Annotated in this window: 16 protein-coding genes; 4 read left to right on the forward strand and 12 right to left on the reverse strand. The window is 53.5% G+C overall.

Translation table 11 applies throughout. From position 1 onward, the window contains the following. Positions 1–13: 13 nt before the first annotated feature. From yihA to J4E05_RS07545, 7 genes are all read right to left on the reverse strand, one after another. The gene (gene yihA, locus J4E05_RS07515) at positions 14–676 is read right to left on the reverse strand and encodes a ribosome biogenesis GTP-binding protein YihA/YsxC (protein ID WP_085593575.1); all 663 of its coding nucleotides are present in this window, start codon (positions 674–676) and stop codon (positions 14–16) included. Positions 677–719: 43 nt separating this feature from the next. Next, positions 720–2,444 carry a membrane protein insertase YidC gene (gene yidC / locus J4E05_RS07520; protein WP_085593574.1) on the reverse strand — a complete coding sequence of 575 codons (1,725 nt, stop codon included), beginning with the start codon at positions 2,442–2,444 and terminating at the stop codon, positions 720–722. A gap of 50 nt (positions 2,445–2,494) precedes the next feature. Next, positions 2,495–2,785, reverse strand: a complete 291-nt coding sequence (gene yidD, locus J4E05_RS07525) for a membrane protein insertion efficiency factor YidD (RefSeq protein WP_085593573.1) — start codon at positions 2,783–2,785, stop codon at positions 2,495–2,497. Beyond that, positions 2,782–3,243: a ribonuclease P protein component gene (gene rnpA / locus J4E05_RS07530; protein WP_085593572.1), complete on the reverse strand. Its 462-nt coding sequence runs from the start codon at positions 3,241–3,243 to the stop codon at positions 2,782–2,784. Before rnpA ends, yidD begins: the two co-directional genes overlap by 4 nt. A 4-nt stretch (positions 3,244–3,247) precedes the next feature. Beyond that, entirely contained in the window at positions 3,248–3,382 is a 135-nt protein-coding gene (rpmH, locus tag J4E05_RS07535; RefSeq protein ID WP_073953396.1) for a 50S ribosomal protein L34, read from the reverse strand. A gap of 489 nt (positions 3,383–3,871) precedes the next feature. Further along, a complete protein-coding gene (locus J4E05_RS07540; protein WP_349593930.1) occupies positions 3,872–4,330 on the reverse strand; it encodes an RNA-binding S4 domain-containing protein in 459 nt (152 codons plus the stop codon). Between the two features lie 36 nt (positions 4,331–4,366). Continuing rightward, the gene (locus tag J4E05_RS07545) at positions 4,367–7,309 is read right to left on the reverse strand and encodes a helicase-related protein (RefSeq protein ID WP_349593932.1); all 2,943 of its coding nucleotides are present in this window, start codon (positions 7,307–7,309) and stop codon (positions 4,367–4,369) included. A 567-nt stretch (positions 7,310–7,876) separates the two neighbouring features. On the opposite strand from J4E05_RS07545, the gene katG reads away from it, so the two are divergent. Further along, on the forward strand, positions 7,877–10,051 hold the full coding sequence (gene katG / locus J4E05_RS07550; RefSeq protein WP_349593935.1) for a catalase/peroxidase HPI: 2,175 nt from the start codon (positions 7,877–7,879) through the stop codon (positions 10,049–10,051). A 160-nt stretch (positions 10,052–10,211) separates the two neighbouring features. On the opposite strand, the gene J4E05_RS07555 is transcribed toward katG, so the two are convergent. Then, on the reverse strand, positions 10,212–10,535 hold the full coding sequence (locus J4E05_RS07555) for an HPF/RaiA family ribosome-associated protein (RefSeq protein ID WP_085593568.1): 324 nt from the start codon (positions 10,533–10,535) through the stop codon (positions 10,212–10,214). A 261-nt stretch (positions 10,536–10,796) separates the two neighbouring features. On the opposite strand from J4E05_RS07555, the gene htpG reads away from it, so the two are divergent. From htpG to J4E05_RS07570, 3 genes are all read left to right on the forward strand, one after another. Then, positions 10,797–12,686, forward strand: coding sequence for a molecular chaperone HtpG (gene htpG, locus J4E05_RS07560; protein WP_349593938.1), 1,890 nt, complete (start codon positions 10,797–10,799; stop codon positions 12,684–12,686). A gap of 110 nt (positions 12,687–12,796) precedes the next feature. Continuing rightward, positions 12,797–13,579, forward strand: coding sequence for an SDR family oxidoreductase (locus J4E05_RS07565; RefSeq protein WP_349593941.1), 783 nt, complete (start codon positions 12,797–12,799; stop codon positions 13,577–13,579). A gap of 103 nt (positions 13,580–13,682) precedes the next feature. Beyond that, the gene (locus J4E05_RS07570) at positions 13,683–15,008 is read left to right on the forward strand and encodes a deoxyguanosinetriphosphate triphosphohydrolase (protein ID WP_085593565.1); all 1,326 of its coding nucleotides are present in this window, start codon (positions 13,683–13,685) and stop codon (positions 15,006–15,008) included. A 129-nt stretch (positions 15,009–15,137) separates the two neighbouring features. Here the strand turns inward: J4E05_RS07570 and J4E05_RS07575 are convergent, their stop codons facing one another. From J4E05_RS07575 to J4E05_RS07590, 4 genes are all read right to left on the reverse strand, one after another. Beyond that, on the reverse strand, positions 15,138–15,335 hold the full coding sequence (locus tag J4E05_RS07575) for a YqaE/Pmp3 family membrane protein (RefSeq protein WP_085593564.1): 198 nt from the start codon (positions 15,333–15,335) through the stop codon (positions 15,138–15,140). Positions 15,336–15,560: 225 nt separating this feature from the next. After that, positions 15,561–16,427, reverse strand: a complete 867-nt coding sequence (locus J4E05_RS07580; RefSeq protein ID WP_349593945.1) for a DUF748 domain-containing protein — start codon at positions 16,425–16,427, stop codon at positions 15,561–15,563. 239 nt (positions 16,428–16,666) lie between these two features. Then, positions 16,667–17,461 carry an exodeoxyribonuclease III gene (gene xth, locus J4E05_RS07585; protein WP_085593562.1) on the reverse strand — a complete coding sequence of 265 codons (795 nt, stop codon included), beginning with the start codon at positions 17,459–17,461 and terminating at the stop codon, positions 16,667–16,669. A gap of 29 nt (positions 17,462–17,490) precedes the next feature. Further along, the gene (locus J4E05_RS07590) at positions 17,491–18,177 is read right to left on the reverse strand and encodes a fumarylacetoacetate hydrolase family protein (protein WP_349593947.1); all 687 of its coding nucleotides are present in this window, start codon (positions 18,175–18,177) and stop codon (positions 17,491–17,493) included. Positions 18,178–18,219: the final 42 nt, after the last annotated feature.

The following is an 18,219-nucleotide window of genomic DNA, read 5'->3' on the forward strand; positions in this document are numbered from 1 at the left end:
GGCAGTCTATTAATTATAACAGGCTCGCAACCTCGGCACGCAATTCCGCAATGCCTGTGCTTTTTTCGCTTGAAGTTGCAAAAATCTGATTAAGGGCAGCAGGATGTTTTTTCAACGCTTCAACCACTTCGGCAATGCGTTTTTCCATCTGTCCTTTTTTCAGCTTGTCCGCCTTGGTCAAAACAACCTGATAAGACACAGCCGTTTCGTCGAGCATTTTCATCATTTCAAGGTCCGCACCCTTAAAGCCGTGGCGCGAATCGATCAGAACAAAAACACGTCGCAGCGTAACACGCCCGCGCAAATAATGGCGAATAAGCCCCTGCCAGCTGCGGACAACATCCTTGGGTGCCTGGGCAAACCCGTAACCTGGCAAGTCCACCAGGTTAAACGCACCATCCAGGTCAAAGAAGTTAAGCTGCTGGGTCCGACCCGGCGTGTTCGATGTCCGCGCCATATCCTTACGCGAACACAGCGCATTGATCAGGCTGGATTTGCCAACGTTGGAACGCCCGGCAAAACAGATTTCCACCTTGTCTTCGGTTGGCAGCTGCTCAAGTTTCGCAACCCCCAACATGAATGTAACCGGGCGCGTAAACAACATGCGCCCGGCTTCGATCTGCTTTTCTTTATAAGTCGGTACTGATGACAGCACCGGTATGTTTTCTTCGGTCATTTTTTTCCGTATCCGCCCTTTGGCGGCCCGAAGACGGGGGTCGTCAGACCCCCATCCGGTACATTATGTAGCGCTGCTGAAGAATCGACAGCGTGTTGTTCCAGGCCCAATAGATCACCAGACCTGCCGGGAATTTTGCCAGCATGAAGGTAAAGATCAGCGGAAGGAACATCATGATCTTGGCCTGGGTCGGATCGGCCGGGGCCGGGTTAAGCTTTTGCTGCAGGAACATGGTAATCCCCATGATCAGCGGCCAAACCCCAATCATCAGCATGTGCGGCGGTGTCCAGTCGATCAAACCAAACAGGTTGAACAACGTGGTCGGATCGGGTGCCGACAAATCCTGAATCCAGCCAAAGAACGGTGCATGACGCATTTCGATGTTCACAAACAGCACTTTATAAAGCGCAAAGAACACCGGAATCTGTACAACGATCGGCAAGCAACCCGATGCCGGATTGATCTTTTCACGTTTGTACAGGCCCATGATTTCCTGCTGCTGACGCTGACGGTCATCGGCGAACTGTTCGCGGATTTTCGTCATTTGCGGCTGCAGCTTTTTCATGCCGCTCATGGATTTGTAGGATTTGTTCGCCAGCGGGAACATTACCGCCTTGACCAGAACCGTAAAGGCCAGGATCGACAAACCAAAGTTGCCAATCACATGGTTGATCCACTGAAGGATCTGGAAGAACGGAATGGTCAGGAACCAGAACCAGCCAAAGTCAATCGCACGATCAAGCAGCTTGATGTCGTATTTGTCGGCATAGGCATCAAGAAGGTTATATTCCTTCGCCCCTGCAAACATATGGCTTTCCGAGCTGGCACTTGCCCCATTGGCAATGGTGCGCGCCGCGCCCAGATAATCGGCCTGGAATTTGTCGGTATTGTTGACACTGTGATGGCTGAAACGCGCGGTCAGGCTTTCGTCATTGGCAGGCGCCAGGGCAACCAGCCAGTATTTGTCGGTAATGCCAACCCAGCCGCCGGTCGATTTATTGCTAACCGTACCATCGTCTTCCATCAGGTCCTTGTAGCTGATTTCTTTCAGCGACCCGTCGATCACACCGACAGGACCTTCGTGAAGGATATAATAACCCGATGTATGGGGCAGACCACGACGCGAAATCAGACCATAGGGATAAAGCGAAACGTCCTTGCCGCTATCATTTTTGACCGACTGCTTCACCGAGAACATATAGTTTTCATCGATGGAAATCGTGCGGGTGAAAGTCAGGCCCTGGCCGTTATCCCAGCTAAGGGTTACCGGTTTTTCCGGGGTTAGCTTGTCGCTATCGGCGGTCCAGCGGGTATCATTGCCCGGCAGGGCAATATCACCGGCACCATCCGCGGCAACCCAGCCAAATTCACCAAAATACGCATCGTCCGACCCGGCAGGGTTCAGAACGTGGATCAGCGGGCTTTTCGGGTCTTCGGTTTCCCGGTAATCCTGCAACTGGATATCGTCAATCAGGCCACCGACCAGACGAATCGACCCCTGAACGCGCGGTGTATTGATAGCAATACGCGGCGACGACGCCAGGGCATCATCACGGTTGGCGACAGGCGCTGCGGTTTTACCACCAGGCGCAGACGGGGTCTGCGTCGATGAAGAAGGCTTCGGTGCAGTGGAATCAACATCCAGCTGCTCGCGAACCTGCGCCTCGCGAACCTGGGGATCAGGTTTGTGAGGGAAAAGGAATTGGAACCCGACCAGGATTACGACCGAAACCGCAATCGCAATCCAGAGGTTACGTTGTTCGTTCATCGCCTCTTTCCGCTTTCGTCCGGCGGCCATCGGCCTGACCGGCTGTTATTCTATCTATATGACGAAAGCGCCGAGGACCGAGGGTCTCTGTCCGGCGGCGCTTCTTTTCGTTCACAACCACAATCAGGCACAGGATCATAGCCATGTCCACCCCAGGGGTGGCACCGCATAATCCGTTTAAACCCGATCCAGCCACCTTTCAACGCCCCGTGTTTTGCCAAAGCCTCCATCATGAAGGCCGAGCATGTTGGCTGGTAACGACATTGCCACCCAACATAGGGAGATAAAACAAGCTGATAGCCCCGAACGGCGAGTTGCATGAGGCGCGCAAGAGGGCTCATTTTACCGAACCTCCTTTTGTCTGACGTTTGCCACCCTTGCCTTTATTCCGGCCCCGCACAGGGCGTGATCGGTCAGCAGGGGATGGTTTGGCGTCAGGTATGCGCCGCAAGGCAGTTCTCATGTCGTCAACCAGCGCATCAAAGGGCCGCTCGATGGTTTGATGCCGTCCTATAACGACATAATCCCATCCAGGCAAAGCCAGTTCTGCTGCCAACTGGTCGGCAACAGCACGCAAACGCCGCCGAACGCGATTGCGTACGACGGCCTTGCCCACCTTTTTGGTGACGGTAAAACCGATTCTGGCGAACCGGTCTTCTCCGGCGCTTTGGTCTTCCGGCTGGATCCCGGGACGCGGAGCGCCTTGCAGGATCAAACCGTCTGTTACCCATTTACGGCGGGTCCCGGCGACACGAAGAAACTCCGCGCGCTTTTTCAGGCGTTCCACCGTAACGGTCACAAGATTAAGCCGACAGACGCTTGCGGCCCTTGGCGCGGCGTGCGGTAATCACGCGGCGGCCACCGACGGTCGCGTTGCGGGAACGGAAGCCATGACGGCGTTTCCGTACGAGTTTGCTGGGCTGGTAGGTGCGTTTCACTGCACATACTCCGTTCTAATGAAGGTAATCCAATAAAATTCAAGGTCCGCTGTATAGGGCTTCCCACCTGCGCTGTCAATCACACCACCGCCTTTTATCCCCGAAATCCGGCAATAGCGGCGGGTTTTGTTAAGCGCAGTATCGATTTGGAACGCAAGGCCGCAGTGGATAAGGGGCTTATGGGGTAAAGTCAACGTGATTTCGCTTTAATTGCCGAATACCCCGACGAATCGCGCCCTGAAAACCAGACGAACAAACCCGGGCAACCTGTTTCACCCATAGATAGAAAATCCGGGTTTTCGGCCAGGGCAACACACTGCCAATCGGGCAACCCGCACAAGGATTCGCCCGCCACCAATCACCCACAATCAGGACGATTGCGTAGCGGGTCGGCAAAAAAACACATGACGAGGACACGAACGGGCCTGGCCCGCCGCCTGCTGCCTTAAACACATGACCATCCCATACGCCTATCAGGCTGCCTCGTGGTTAATCCTCGGTGTTATCGCCACGCAAACGGTCCAGCGCGCGCCTTTCGGCCTTGGTCGGGCGCCCACTACCCGTTTCACGAATGGCAACTGTAGCGGTGCGAATATCGGCGTCTGCATCCTGCTTTTTTATACGCGGCGGGGATTGATCCTCGTACAGGGTCTGTGCCTCGGGCGCGGGGCCACGCCGGGTGCCCACTGCAACAATTTCTACAATGCGAATATGCGGCCCCTGGAAAAACTGGAGTCGGTCCCCCGGGCCTACCGCCACACTGGGTTTTGAAACTGTATTGCTGTTCAAAACAATATGCCCGCCCTGACACGCCTTGCTGGCAAGCGAGCGCGTTTTGAAAAATCGCGCAAACCACAGCCACTTATCAATGCGGACCTTGCCGCCATCCTGTTCGGCCATTGCCTTTTCCTGTTTAAAAACAATTTCGGCCTGCTGCGAAAACCACAACAGGCCGAAATCCTGATCATTGCTGCCTGCGAGGGCTTAACCCTTGGCGGCGAGCATTTCCTTAAGTTTCGCAAACGGCGAATCTTCGTTGATCTCGTTATTTTTTGCGGCAGCCTGATGGGGCTTGGCGTTGTTGCGGCCATGACCACCCTTTGGTGCGGCTTTGGGGCCGCCCTTGGCATGGCGCGGACCACCCCGCTGGCCGTTGTTGCGGTTACCTGCCCCGCGACCTTCACCACGGCCATCTGCACGCCCTTCGGCACCAGCACCCGAACCTGCGGCCTGATTGCGCGGGCCGCGGTTATTTTGCCCGGGCTGATGGCGCTTGCGACGATCAACGCGTACGAAAAATTTCACATCTTCGTATTCGTCATCGGCAGTTTCAGCCGCGACTGCATCTGCGCTATCGGCATTTGCGGCAACATCCGAACCAACGGCATCCGATTCGCCCGATGACGCAACATCGGCTTGTTCAGCATCTGTTGTTGCAACAGATGCCTCACTGCCCTCCGCGGCATCGGCTTTATCTGCCACAACCACGTCCGAGTCGGTCAAGGCGGCAGTGTCAGCAACCGGTTCCGGCGCGGCTTTTTTCACCTTGACGATTTCCGGGCGCCAGCCCAAAGCCGCAAACACACCTTCGGCCTGTTCAACCGTGCAGCCCAGCAACGAAAGAAGATCAGGGTCCGGGCGGACCTTGCCATCATTTTCGCGGGCTTTCTGGCGCAGCAGGGCTGCAAACCGTTCGAGCATATCAACACGGGCAGCAAGCGGACCGACCGGCATATAGCCGGCAGCCAGATAAAAGCCCTTGGAATTGCTACGATCATTGAGAACCGATGTCCGGCCTGCCGGCGGCAGTTCGGGCAGTTCTTCCAGATCGCGGGAAACGGCCCACAAAATGCCGCGCAACTCGACCGGGTCCGGCTTGAGCGCGTCAAGCACATGCACCGTTTCCACACCCAGACGCACGCCCAGCTTTGCCAAGGCCTTGCGATCCTCGTCGGTCAGATCCTTGATCAGACTTTCAAGTTCGGAGCGCGGAACACAGCCCAGACCTTCGTTAAGCTGGAACAGCAACCCGCGAATCGCCCCTGTCATCTGACAGTCACGCAAGCGGGTTAACATTTTAAGACGGGTTTCAATATGGCTGTTCAGCCATGTCTGAAGCCGTACCCGCACCCGTTCCCGGGTAGGGCCGTCAAAAAATTCGCTGTCGATAACGCTGATTTCGGGGCTCAGCACCGTGTCGCCCTTTTTAAGGGTGCCAACAACGGAGTCGTGCCAAAGGATCTCTAGTTTGCCATTCACGGCGAACTGGTTATCCTCGTCCGTTTCCAGTGTTTTGACACGCTGGGCAATTTCGCCACTCAGCGCACGACGGGCGGCACTGGCGATTGCCTTGCCTTCAAAGGCGGCGTCGGTTTCATCGGCAATGAAACGGAATCCTTCCAGTCGGCCGACGAATTCACCTTCGACCTGGACTTCACCATTCGCAGTGATGGTAGACATGAGTTCAGACTTGTCCTTGAGACTTTTCAATAAAACCGAGGTCCGGCGATCCACAAACCTTTGGGTCAACCGTTCATGTAGCACATCTGACAGCTTATCCTCAATGGCGCGCGTTCGTTCCTGCCAATGTATCGCATCATCAAGCCAGTTATGCTTGTGCGAAACATATGTCCAGACCCGAATACCCGCCAAACGCGATGACAGCTGATCGATATCACCATCATAACGATCCATACGCAAGACCTGTTCGCCCATCCAGTCAATTGGCAGCTTGCTTTTTGGCTGACAAAGGAACTGATAGATGGCCGAAAGCAGACGCGGATGGGCGTCAGTATGGATATTCCGGAAGTCTGGAATCTGACAGACTTCCCATAATAGCCGCACCCGGTCCGGGGACCGTGTGATACGGGCTATATCTTCTATATGCGCGAGATAATCCAGCATGATTTCGTCAACAGGTTCACGAACCCGGATCAATGTTGGATTATCAGGCAGGCGGCGCAACGATTTTTGCAAGCCGTCAATCGACCGGAAATCAGGCCGGGATGACCGCCAGTAAACCTTCGCCAACGGCTCAAATTCGTGTTCTTCAATCTGCTCGATAATATCAGGGTCGATACCAGACAGATTACCCGTGACACCAAAACTGCCGTCATTCATGTGGCGCCCGGCACGCCCGGCGATCTGGGCGGTTTCAGCCGCACTTAAACTGCGGTGAAACTGACCGTCAAATTTTGACAGCGCAGCAAAGGCCACATGCTGCAAATCCAGATTAAGGCCCATGCCAATGGCATCGGTGGCAATCAGATGTTCGACATCGCCATTCTGGAACATCTCAACCTGGGCATTGCGCGTGCGCGGACTTAGCGCGCCAAGCACCACCGCCGCCCCGCCCTTCTGGCGGCGCACCAGTTCGGCCACGGCATAAACTTCCTGGGCAGAAAATGTAACAACGGCGGATTGCGATGGCAGGCGCTGTATTTTTTTCGGCCCCGAATAGGTCAAGGTCGAAAAACGTGCCCGTCTGTCAAATTCAACATTCTCGACCAGTTGCCGGATCACAGGGCGAATGGTTTCGGCCCCCATGAACATGGTTTCATAGCGCCCGCGCGCATGCAAAAGGCGATCGGTAAATACATGGCCGCGTTCCGGGTCCGCGCACATCTGGATTTCGTCAATCGCCATAAAATCAACCGGCATGTTCACCGGCATGGCCTCGACCGTACACAGATAATATCTGGCGTGTGGCGGCAGAATACGTTCTTCGCCCGTAATCAGGGCGACGGCCCCCTTGCCCACCTTGGCAATGGCGCGGTCATAATTTTCGCGCGCCAGCAAACGCAACGGAAAGCCAATCATACCCGTGGTATGCGCCAACATCCGTTCCATGGCCAGGTGGGTCTTGCCGGTGTTGGTCGGCCCCAGAACGGCAAGGATGCGGGGACCTGATCGGGTTGAAATCTGCATTAAACTCTTCCAGCAGGCGGTTACCCGATACGGGAACCACCGGTCTTAGCGCTTTTCAACACTTTGCCCGCACAAAGTCAAGTATTCTGCCGTTTTACCCTGCCCCGTTGCACAAGAACGGTTTTACGCCCCGATACAGGCATTTCTATGCTGTTCATTGTCGATATGCCCATCACATTGCCCCTAATACGCAACAGACATGCACAGCCCCGCATGATCGTTTTGTGGCACCACGACGTTACACGGATAAATTTGTGCGCGAAAACAAACCCTATGGTAGATTTTAACGGAACAACAAACACCCAAAGACACATGGGCAACGAAGCAGGTTTAAATCGGGGCACGTAGCTGTTTATGACTTTCGCCTTCAGTAATAGAAAAAAACTATCGAAAGTTAATAAATTTGTGAATTCACTTTAAAATACTGCATTGCTAGAGTTGCCGAAGTGAAGAGATTGCATCCCGAAATATGCAGTGCGGTCACAAAAAAATTCGCAGTTAAACGGCACAGGGTCCAATCGCCATTTGCCGGTAAATTAGTCAACGAAGCCATGATCGGAGATTAAGATGGATGGAAACGGTAAGAATACAGCCGGTAAATGCCCGGTAATGCACGGCGCACATACCTCTACCGGTGAAACCAACACGGATTGGTGGCCCAACGCCCTGAACCTGGACATTTTGCACCAGCACGATACCAAAACCAACCCGCTGGGAACGTCCTTTAGCTATCAGCAGGCGCTAAAAGGCCTTGATGTTGACGCCCTGAAAAAAGACATGCATGCCCTGTTGACCGACAGCCAGGAATGGTGGCCGGCCGACTGGGGGCATTATGGTGGCCTGATGATCCGCATGGCATGGCATTCGGCCGGGTCCTACCGCCTGGCAGACGGGCGGGGTGGTGGCGGCACCGGCAACCAGCGCTTTGCCCCGCTTAATTCATGGCCTGACAACGTAAGCCTGGACAAGGCACGCCGTCTGTTATGGCCGCTCAAGAAAAAATACGGCAACAAGGTCAGCTGGGCCGACCTTTATATTCTGGCAGGGACCATTGCCTACGAATCGATGGGATTGAAAACATTCGGTTTTGCCTTTGGCCGCGAGGATATCTGGGCACCGGAAAAAGACACCTATTGGGGCGCTGAAAAAGAATGGCTGGCCCCCAGTGATGGCCGTTATGGCGACGTTGAAGACCCCACCACAATGGAAAATCCGCTTTCAGCGGTACAAATGGGCCTGATTTATGTGAACCCGGAAGGGGTCAATGGCAGCCCGGACCCGATGAAAACAGCGGCACAGGTTCGCGAAACATTTGCCCGCATGGCAATGGATGACGAAGAAACCGCAGCCCTGACAGCCGGCGGCCACACCGTTGGTAAAACCCATGGTAATGGCGATGCCAGCCGCCTTGGCCCCGAACCCGAAGCCGCCGACGTTGATGCCCAGGGCCTTGGCTGGGCCAACCCGAACGGCAAGGGCGTTGGCCGCGACACCATCACCAGTGGCATTGAAGGGGCGTGGACGACCAACCCGACCAAATGGGATAATGGTTATTTCAAACTTCTGTTCGGTTATGAATGGGAACTCAAGAAAAGCCCGGCTGGTGCATGGCAGTGGGAACCGATCAACATCAGGGAAGAAGACAAGCCGGTCGATGTCGAAGACCCGTCCATTCGTTGCATGCCGATCATGACCGATGCCGATATGGCCATGAAGGTAGACCCGACCTATCGCCAGATTTGCGAACTTTTTGCCAATGACCAGGAATATTTTTCCGACGTTTTTGCCCGCGCGTGGTTCAAACTGACCCACCGTGACATGGGCCCGAAAGCCCGCTATTTTGGCCCGGACGTTCCGAAAGAAGACCTGATCTGGCAGGACCCGATCCCGGCGGGCAGCACCAGCTATGACGTTGCAGCCCTGAAAACGGCAATTGCCAATAGCGGACTGAGCCTTTCGGAAATGGTCACAACCGCATGGGACAGCGCACGCACCTATCGCGGATCGGACATGCGCGGCGGTGCCAATGGTGCCCGCATTCGTCTGGCTCCGCAAAAAGACTGGGCTGGTAACGAACCGGCACGCCTTGCCAAAGTTCTGGGTGTGCTTGAACCGATTGCAGCCCAACATGGCGCAAGCCTGGCTGATACCATTGTGCTGGCCGGTAATGTTGGCATCGAACAGGCCGTGAAAGCCGCCGGTTTCAATGTTGATGTACCTTTCAGCCCGGGTCGCGGCGATGCCAGCGATGAAATGACCGATGCCGATTCGTTTGATGCCCTCGAACCGGTACATGACGGCTATCGTAACTGGCTAAAAGCCGATTATGCCGTCAGTGCCGAAGAAATGTTGCTTGATCGGACCCAATTGATGGGCCTGACGGCCCCTGAAATGGTGGTTCTGGTTGGCGGGATGCGTGTTTTGGGCACCAACCACGGCGGCACCAAACATGGCGTTCTCACTGACCGTGAAGGTACGCTTAGCACCGATTTCTTCGTAAACCTGACCGACATGGCAAACACGTGGAAACCGGCGGGCAAAGATGTCTATGAAATCCGCGACCGTACAACCGGTGCCGTAAAATGGACAGCAAGCCGGGTCGATCTGGTCTTTGGTTCCAATTCCATATTGCGTTCCTATGCCGAACTTTACGCACAGGACGATAATGGCGAAAAATTCGTAACCGATTTTGTCGCCGCCTGGACCAAGGTTATGAACGCAGACCGTTTTGACCTTGCCTGACAGTAATATCTGACATCAGTGCCCTATCCTTACATCCTTTATCCCTGCACCGCCCGCCGGTGCAGGGATTTTCTATAGGTAACGAACAACAACGGGGCGGCATCACATGCCGCCCCGATCCTTTCCCGGATAAAACCGCTATGATCTGCGCAGGGTCAGATCAATGATTGCGCATTTTCTCGGCATAGTCCTTTAGCTGCCGTCGCGCGGCCATAAAACTGTTTTTCAGCGCGATATAGACGTCCTCGTGCGCATGGTCGGCACTGTCGCGTTTGACCATAATTTCCTTTCCCGGAACGTTAATTCCAAAATGGACAGAATATTGCGTGCGCGCATGGGATGAATGGGGCTTTTCAATAACCACATGGCACGATGTCATGCGGTCGAAGGTTTCTTCCAGTTTCTCCACCTTAAAACGAATACGCTCGTCAAGCGCATCGGACTGATCAACATCACGATAGGTGATTTGCACGGGAACCTTCATATAGGGCCTCCTGTTTAAGGCTTGGACGTTCACAAGACTTTGCGCCTTGCATTTTATCCGGGATGACGCCCATCCCGGGGCAGGACCGACACCCTGTTTGCGGTGCCGGGAAAAACCATCTTTAATATAGATGTAGGATACAGGGCTTGCGCTGCAAGATGTGTTGACGCATATCAAGCAGATTAAGGTCGCGGGGGATATAATCGTATCCCTTGTAAATTGATGGTAAGTCCATTGATCCCAAAGGAGAAAACAGAGGTCATGACGGAAGAAAAAATGCGGTTCGAGGCCGAGGTCAGCCGCCTTCTCGACATCGTTGTCCACTCGCTTTATTCCAATAAGGACATCTTCCTGCGCGAGCTCATTTCCAACGCATCCGATGCGTGTGACAAGCTGCGCTACGAAGCCATTGGCAACCCGGAACTGATTGCCGGGGACAGCGAATTTAAAATTCGCCTGATGACAGATAATGTCCGCAACGTTCTGACCATCATTGATAACGGCATTGGCATGAACAAGGCCGATCTGGTGGAAAACCTGGGCACAATCGCCAATTCGGGCACGGCAAAGTTTGTTGAAGCCATGACCCAGGCCAAGGACGCGAAAAAAAGCGTCGATCTGATCGGGCAGTTCGGGGTTGGTTTTTATTCAGCCTTCATGGTTGCCAACAAGGTGGAAGTCATTACCAAAAAGGCGGGTGACAGCCAGGCCTGGAAGTGGACATCGGATGGCAAGGGTGAATACACCATCGCCGAAACCGAAATGGAAGGCCGCGGCACCCAGATCACACTGCATCTGAATGATGATGCCAAGGATTTCACCGAAGAACACCGCCTGCGCCACATCGTTAAAACCTATTCCGACCATATCGGCATTCCGGTTGTGCTGATGAAGGCCGATGGCGATGACGAAACCCTGAACGAAGCATCGGCCCTTTGGACGCGCCCGAAATCGGAAATCACCGACGAGCAGTACAAGGAATTTTACAAACACAGCTCGCACGCGTTTGATGAACCCTGGAAAACCATCCACTATCAGGCCGAAGGTGCCATTGAATATACCGGGCTTCTTTATATCCCGACCATGCGCCCGTTCGATTTGTATGATCCGTCACGCACCAATCACCTGAAACTTTATGTGCGCAAGGTTTTCATCACCGAAGGTGCCGACGAATTGCTGCCGCCGTGGTTGCGGTTTGTATCGGGTGTGGTTGACAGCCAGGACCTGCCGCTTAACGTTTCGCGCGAAATGTTGCAGGACCACCCGCTGCTGACCAAAATCAAAAACGGCCTGACCAAAAAACTGCTTTCGGAACTTGAAAGCAGTGCCAAAAAGGACACCGAAGGTTACAACACCTTCTGGGAGGCCTTTGGCTCGGTCGTGAAGGAAGGGCTGTATGAAGATTATACCAATCGTGATCGTATCCTGAAGCTGGCCCGGTTCAAATCATCGAAGGTCGATGGCTGGACCAGCCTTGAAGATTATGTCAGCCGGATGAAAGAAGGCCAGAAGGCCATCTATTATATCAGCGGTGAGGATGTGGATGCCCTGCGCCGCAGCCCGCAGTTGGAAGGATTCGATGCCAAGGGCGTTGAAGTCCTGCTATTGACGGACCCGGTTGATGAATTCTGGATGCCGTCTGTCGGCCAGTTTGACGAAAAAGACTTCAAATCTGTCACCCGGGGCGGTGCCGATTTGAATGACGTCAAAACCGATGAAAATGAGGCCGACAAAAAAGACGACGCCGACGAAAAACCGGTGAGCGACGCCGAACTTGATACCCTGATTGCCGCGATCAAAATTGCGCTGGGTACCAACGTGAAAGATGTTCGCGAATCCGACCGTTTAACCAGTTCTGCCTGCTGCCTGATCGCCGATGAAAGTGACATGGACCTGCGGATGGAACGGCTGATGAAACAGCATAACCGGGTTGACGATGTCAGCACGCGCATTCTGGAAATCAACCCGAAACACAGCCTGATCAAAAAGCTGTCCGGTGTTGCCAATGCCGATGCCAAAGCTGATATCCTGAATGACGCTGCCCTGCTTTTGCTTGATCAGGCCCGTATTTTAGAAGGCGAAGCCCTGCCCGACCCGGTCGCCTTTGCCCGTCGCCTTGATCTGGTAATGGAAAAGGGGCTGGGCCAATAAGGCATCGGCCCATACGAAACCCTTAAAATGAAGTGGCGCGTTCCCCAACGCGCCACTTTTTTAATATTTAAGGTTGTATTAATCGGCATTTACAAACACAGGAGCCCCGGATGAAACGCCTTGAAAACAAAACCTGTGTCGTTACCGGTGCTGCGCGCGGCATCGGTGCCGCCATTTGCCGGGCTTTTATCAACGAAGGTGCAAATGTCATCGCCACCGATTGTGACGAAACAGCCCTTCAGGCTTTTGCCCGCGAAACAAAATGCACGCCCGTTCACCTTGATGTTGGCTGTGAAAAAGGCTGGCAGAAACTGGCAAAGGCGGCGCCGGAAATCGATGTTCTGGTCAATAATGCCGGCATCACCGGTTTTGAAAATGGTGTGGTTGCCCATGACCCCGAACATGCCAGCCTTGCCGACTGGCAGGCCGTTCATCGCGTTAATCTTGACGGAACATTTCTGGGTTGCCGATATGCCATTGGCGCCATGCAAAACCGGCCTTCCGGATCGATCATAAATATCTCATCGCGGTCCGGCATGGTCGGTATTCCCCTGGCTGCCGCTTATGCCGCCTCAAAGGCTGCTGTTCGCAACCACAGTAAAACGGTTGCGCTTTATTGTGCCCAGAAAGGGTATAATATTCGCTGTAATTCCATTCATCCTGCCGCCATTTTAACACCCATGTGGGAACCCATGCTGGGTACTGGCCCTGACCGCGAAACACGGATGGCAGCCCTTGTGGCCGATACACCGGCCAAACGGTTTGGCACCCCCGCAGAAGTCGCCGCCGTGGCCGTGATGCTGGCATCGGACGAGGCTGCCTATATGACAGGAGCCGAACTTACCATTGATGGCGGCCTGCTGGCTGGGTCGGCTGCGGTGCCCGGTGCATAATTAAATTTTACCCAACCTGTTTTAGCAGCAGCAGTCTTAAGGTTATATCATGACCTTTGCGGCAAAGTGCGCCCATGACCGACACATTCAGGAACCAAAACAGATGATGAACTGGCAAAAACTGCTGTCCCCGGCCCGGTTGGGCACCCAACATTCATCTGTGGGAACCTTTGGCCGGTCCGATTTTCATAAAGATTACGACCGGATCATTTTTTCATCGGCCTTTCGCCGCCTGCAACGCAAAACCCAGGTTCACCCCCTGCCTGAAAACGACAATATTCACACCCGGCTGACCCACAGCCTCGAGGTTTCCTGTGTTGCGCGGTCAATGGGGCTGATGGTGGGGCATCGTCTGGCGGAAAAACAGCATCTTCCCGATCATGTCGAGGCCGATCATTTGGCCGCAATCAGCCAGGCCGCCGCCTTGGCCCACGATATTGGCAACCCGCCTTTTGGTCATGCCGGGGAATATGCCATTCGCCAATGGTTTGCCGAAGCCGACGAAAAATTCCTGGCGCCTCTGTCCGATGGTGAACGCGCCGATTTACTGACATTCGAGGGCAATGCCCAGGGTTTTCGGTTGCTGACCAACAAACGCACCGGCCTGCATGATGGCGGTATGCGCCTGACCTATGCCACCCTTGCCAGTTTCATCAAATATCCGTGGACGGCAATTGACAGCCCCTTTCCCGAAAAGCGCAAATTCGGCGCGTTTCAACAGGAAGCCCCGATGCTGGCAAAGGTGGCGGACGTCACCGGTCTGATCAGGCGGGGAGAAAATTGTTATGCCCGCCACCCGCTGGTTTATCTGGTCGAGGCGGCAGACGATATTTGTTATGCCCTGATCGATATTGAAGACGGGATCGAACTGGAACTGGTTGATTTTCAGGTATTTGAGAACCTGATCATGCCATGCATCCATGATGTACCAGGGGAATATCACCGCGAACAAAACGTTACGCGAAAAATGAACTTTCTGCGGGGGCGCATCATGACCGGGCTGCTTGCCGCGACCAGCGATGCCTTTATTGCCAACGAAGAACAATTGCTGGCGGGCGAAATGACGGGCGAACTTCTAAGCCATGTTGATGGCCCCTATAACGATATGATTTTACGGGCCAAGGAATTTTCCGAACAGCAGATCATTTTGAACCGCCGCAAGGTTCAGATCGAGGTTGGTGCCTTTGCCTGTATCGAAGTCTTGCTGGAAACCTTTTGTCGCACGGCACTGGAAATTCATCAGGCGCATAGCGAAAGCGAATTATCCTATCGCGCCGCACGGGTGCGTGAACTGATTGGCCGCGATGATTTACCAATCGGTGGCGGGCTTTATGATCTTTATCTGTCGATACTCGATTATATTTCCGGCATGACCGACGATTTTGCAGCCCGCCTGACCCGTGATATTGGCGGTTCGCAAGGGCGATAATTGCAACACACTGATCACGGCATAATATGGCACCACCCAATACCAGCATCGCTTCGAAGGACTAAACCATAAAAAAAACCCGGCACATATGACAGTGCCGGGTAACATGTCTGGTCCATTTTCGCCGTATCAGAACGTGCGATCGCCGAACGCGTTCTGGATCTTTTTGTCGGTATTATACTGGCTTAGCGCATAAACCGCCCAGATCGCAGCCGGAATCCAGCCCAGAAGGGTGATTTGCAAAATCAGGCAGATAATCCCGGCAAAAGGCCGCCCAATGGTAAAAAACAACAGCCACGGCAACAATAAAGCAATCAGTAAACGCATTTCATATCCCTTGTTCAAATGCGGAACGGTTTTTTCCCATTCCATACAGATTAATCACGAAACCGCAGGCGCAACATTGTTAAAATATCAATCTCCTCGCGGCGCTATATAAGCGATAAAATTTGGCAAGTTTAGGGCTGTTTAGCCCTGATTTCAGACCTTTAGGCTTGCTGCAGCCTGCCCGACAAATACAGTATCAGGACAACGCCACTGCGGCCCCTGTTGTCATTCACTATCGGACTTACCCGTGCCAAACAGACCTTTAACCGCATTTCCCACGGCATTCGCTCCATTTTTTAACGAACTACCGCCATCTGTGCCCGATCCGGCGGTTCCCGACGTTCCCAGTGCCCCCAGCGGGGCCGTCAGGCTTTTGCTAAAATCACCAACACCCTGCATCAAACCGTCCATATTCAACTTTGAAACCGAGTTAATCACGGCACCGTTCATCGCCGATAAAATTTTCTCGGCAACCTGTGCAGGCGTTGCCCCGTTACTGTCGCGGCCGATATCGGTCAAATGCAGGTCAGGCAACGACGTTGACAGCTTTTTCCCACCGAGGAAACTGGCCGAAATTGCCACAGAGCCATTCTGAATATACACGTGATCAATGACAACACGGGTGCCACTTTGATCCTCGTTGATTTGTTTGGCATCCTTGGTCGCATCATCACCGGCCGGCCCGGAAACACGACTGATAAAACTTTCAACATTGCGCTGGATCGTCGCAATATTGGATGTGTTATCGCCGACCTCGTAAATGATCGACGGCGCATCGATCATAACCTTTTCAACATGAATAACAGGCTCGGTCAGTGACGATCCATCAATCACAACCGAAATATCCCCTAGCGAAAAGGCCTGCTCGCTATAAAATCCATCCGGATTACCAATTTTCAGACCTTTGATCTCGGCGGTGTTCTGGGTGGTTTCAATCTTAACGGCATCAACGCTAACCTCGGCCTGGGTCACCCGCGTTCCGGCTTCCTCGATGGTCGATTTCACAATCGAATCAAGGTTGGCATAAAGATAAACAAGAAACCCGACAACGATCAGCACAATGATCGTCAGGCCAATCAGGATTTTACGCATATCATTTTCCCACTTCCGGAAATACTGGACGAACCGGCATAATATCGAGCACAGGATTATTACGCCAAAGGCCCAACCGCTATTTCCTCTCCCCAAACCGGGGGAAAGTTTCCCATAAAAAAAGCACAGGAGGAAGAAAAATCCGCTGTTTCAAGCAGATACCTCGCCTGTGCTTCTTTTTGTATCGCGGCAGCCTTTGTACCGGTTCCTGACCACAAGAACCGGTTAATCTGCAAATATCAAACGTTGAACTCGGCAATGACCGGCGCATGATCCGACGGTTTCACCCAATCACGCGCAGTATCGTATACTGATGCCCTGGTGACTGTTCCGGCCAGTTCCGGTGTCATCCAAACATGGTCCAGCCGTCGGCCCTTGTTCGAGACCCGCCAGTCGCGTGACCGATAGCTCCACCAGCTAAACAGTTTTTCCGGTTCCGGGTAAATTTCACGCACGGCATCAATAAAATCGCCGCTTTGACGAAAACGTTCCAGCGCTTCCACCTCGACCGGGGTATGGCTGACCACTTTCAAAAGCTGCTTGTGCGACCAGACATCATTTTCCGACGGGGCAATGTTAAAATCCCCAACCAGCACGGCTTTACGTTCACCGGTCTGGCGGCGTTCTGTCCACCACTGGGTCATTTCCTGCAAAAATGACAGTTTATGCGCGAATTTTTCATTGATGGTAACATCAGGTTCATCCCCACCGGCGGGGATGTAAAAATTATGCACTTCAACACCATTTTCAAACACCGCCATACAATGACGACGGTCTTCCTTGCCGCAAAAATGCTTAATTTCAGTGCCGGTAAATGGCATTTTGGAAATAATCGCCACGCCGTTATAGGATTTCATTCCATGCACGTGGCGGTGTTTATAGCCCAGTGCATCAAAGGCCTCGTGGGGGAAATGCTCGTCGGGGCATTTTAATTCCTGCAAGCACAACACATCGGGCTGCTGGTCGCGCAAAAACTCTGCCACCTGGTCGATGCGCAAGCGCACCGAATTGATATTCCAGCTTACGATTTTCAAAACCGGCTCCGTTATTGGGGTTACTCAGGTTATTTCAATGTCACCGACAGTGAACCAACATTTTCAATCACCAGGTCCATGCGGTCGCCACGGACAACCGCACCAACACCTTCGGGGGTTCCGGTATAAAGCAAATCGCCCGCTTTAAGTTCGATCAGGGTGGAAAGATGAACCAGCGCATCAATCGCCGGCCAGATCATTTTGGCGGTTGTATCATTCTGGCGCACGGTATCGTTAACCGACAGCTTCAAATTGGTGTCAGCCGGGGTACCACAGGCAGCTTTGGGGCGAATGGCGGAAATCGCGGCACAATCATCAAATGATTTGCCCATATCCCACGGCAAGCGGCGCTCCTTAAGGTCGCCCTGCACATCGCGGCGCGTCATATCAAGGCCGCAGGCATAGCCAAAAATTGCCGCTTCAATTGCCGACCGGTCCAGATCCTTGCCACCCGCACCCAGGGCAACAACCAGTTCACCTTCATAATGCAAATCCTGCGTGGCAGAAGGATAAGCCAGATCGCCGTCACCAACCTTCAGGCAATTTGCCGGTTTCATGAAAATACAAGGTGGCGTACTGGCCGGGTCCGACCCCATTTCACGCACATGATCGGCATAGTTTTTGCCAATACAAAAAATACGATTTACCGGAAAAACATCGTCGCTGCCGTCAACCGGAACAGTCGTAACATCGGCAGGTGCAAACAAATAGGCCATTGGGGGAACTCCCTGAGAGACATTTATCCCCCAGTGATACCG

The organism is Thalassospira sp. NFXS8, assembly GCF_040148805.1.
Classification (GTDB): Bacteria; Pseudomonadota; Alphaproteobacteria; order Rhodospirillales; family Thalassospiraceae; genus Thalassospira.

Bases quoted from the DNA above. Each gene is read 5' to 3' on its own strand.
- J4E05_RS07570 (WP_085593565.1), top strand. From the start codon at position 13,683: ATGATGAACTGGCAAAAACTGCTGTCCCCGGCCCGGTTGGGCACCCAA.
- yidD (WP_085593573.1), bottom strand. From the start codon at position 2,785: ATGAGCCCTCTTGCGCGCCTCATGCAACTCGCCGTTCGGGGCTATCAG.
- yihA (WP_085593575.1), bottom strand. From the start codon at position 676: ATGACCGAAGAAAACATACCGGTGCTGTCATCAGTACCGACTTATAAA.
- J4E05_RS07580 (WP_349593945.1), bottom strand. From the start codon at position 16,427: ATGCGTAAAATCCTGATTGGCCTGACGATCATTGTGCTGATCGTTGTC.
- htpG (WP_349593938.1), top strand. From the start codon at position 10,797: ATGACGGAAGAAAAAATGCGGTTCGAGGCCGAGGTCAGCCGCCTTCTC.
- J4E05_RS07555 (WP_085593568.1), bottom strand. From the start codon at position 10,535: ATGAAGGTTCCCGTGCAAATCACCTATCGTGATGTTGATCAGTCCGAT.
- J4E05_RS07565 (WP_349593941.1), top strand. From the start codon at position 12,797: ATGAAACGCCTTGAAAACAAAACCTGTGTCGTTACCGGTGCTGCGCGC.
- yidC (WP_085593574.1), bottom strand. From the start codon at position 2,444: ATGAACGAACAACGTAACCTCTGGATTGCGATTGCGGTTTCGGTCGTA.
- katG (WP_349593935.1), top strand. From the start codon at position 7,877: ATGGATGGAAACGGTAAGAATACAGCCGGTAAATGCCCGGTAATGCAC.
- J4E05_RS07545 (WP_349593932.1), bottom strand. From the start codon at position 7,309: ATGCAGATTTCAACCCGATCAGGTCCCCGCATCCTTGCCGTTCTGGGG.
- J4E05_RS07575 (WP_085593564.1), bottom strand. From the start codon at position 15,335: ATGCGTTTACTGATTGCTTTATTGTTGCCGTGGCTGTTGTTTTTTACC.
- J4E05_RS07590 (WP_349593947.1), bottom strand. From the start codon at position 18,177: ATGGCCTATTTGTTTGCACCTGCCGATGTTACGACTGTTCCGGTTGAC.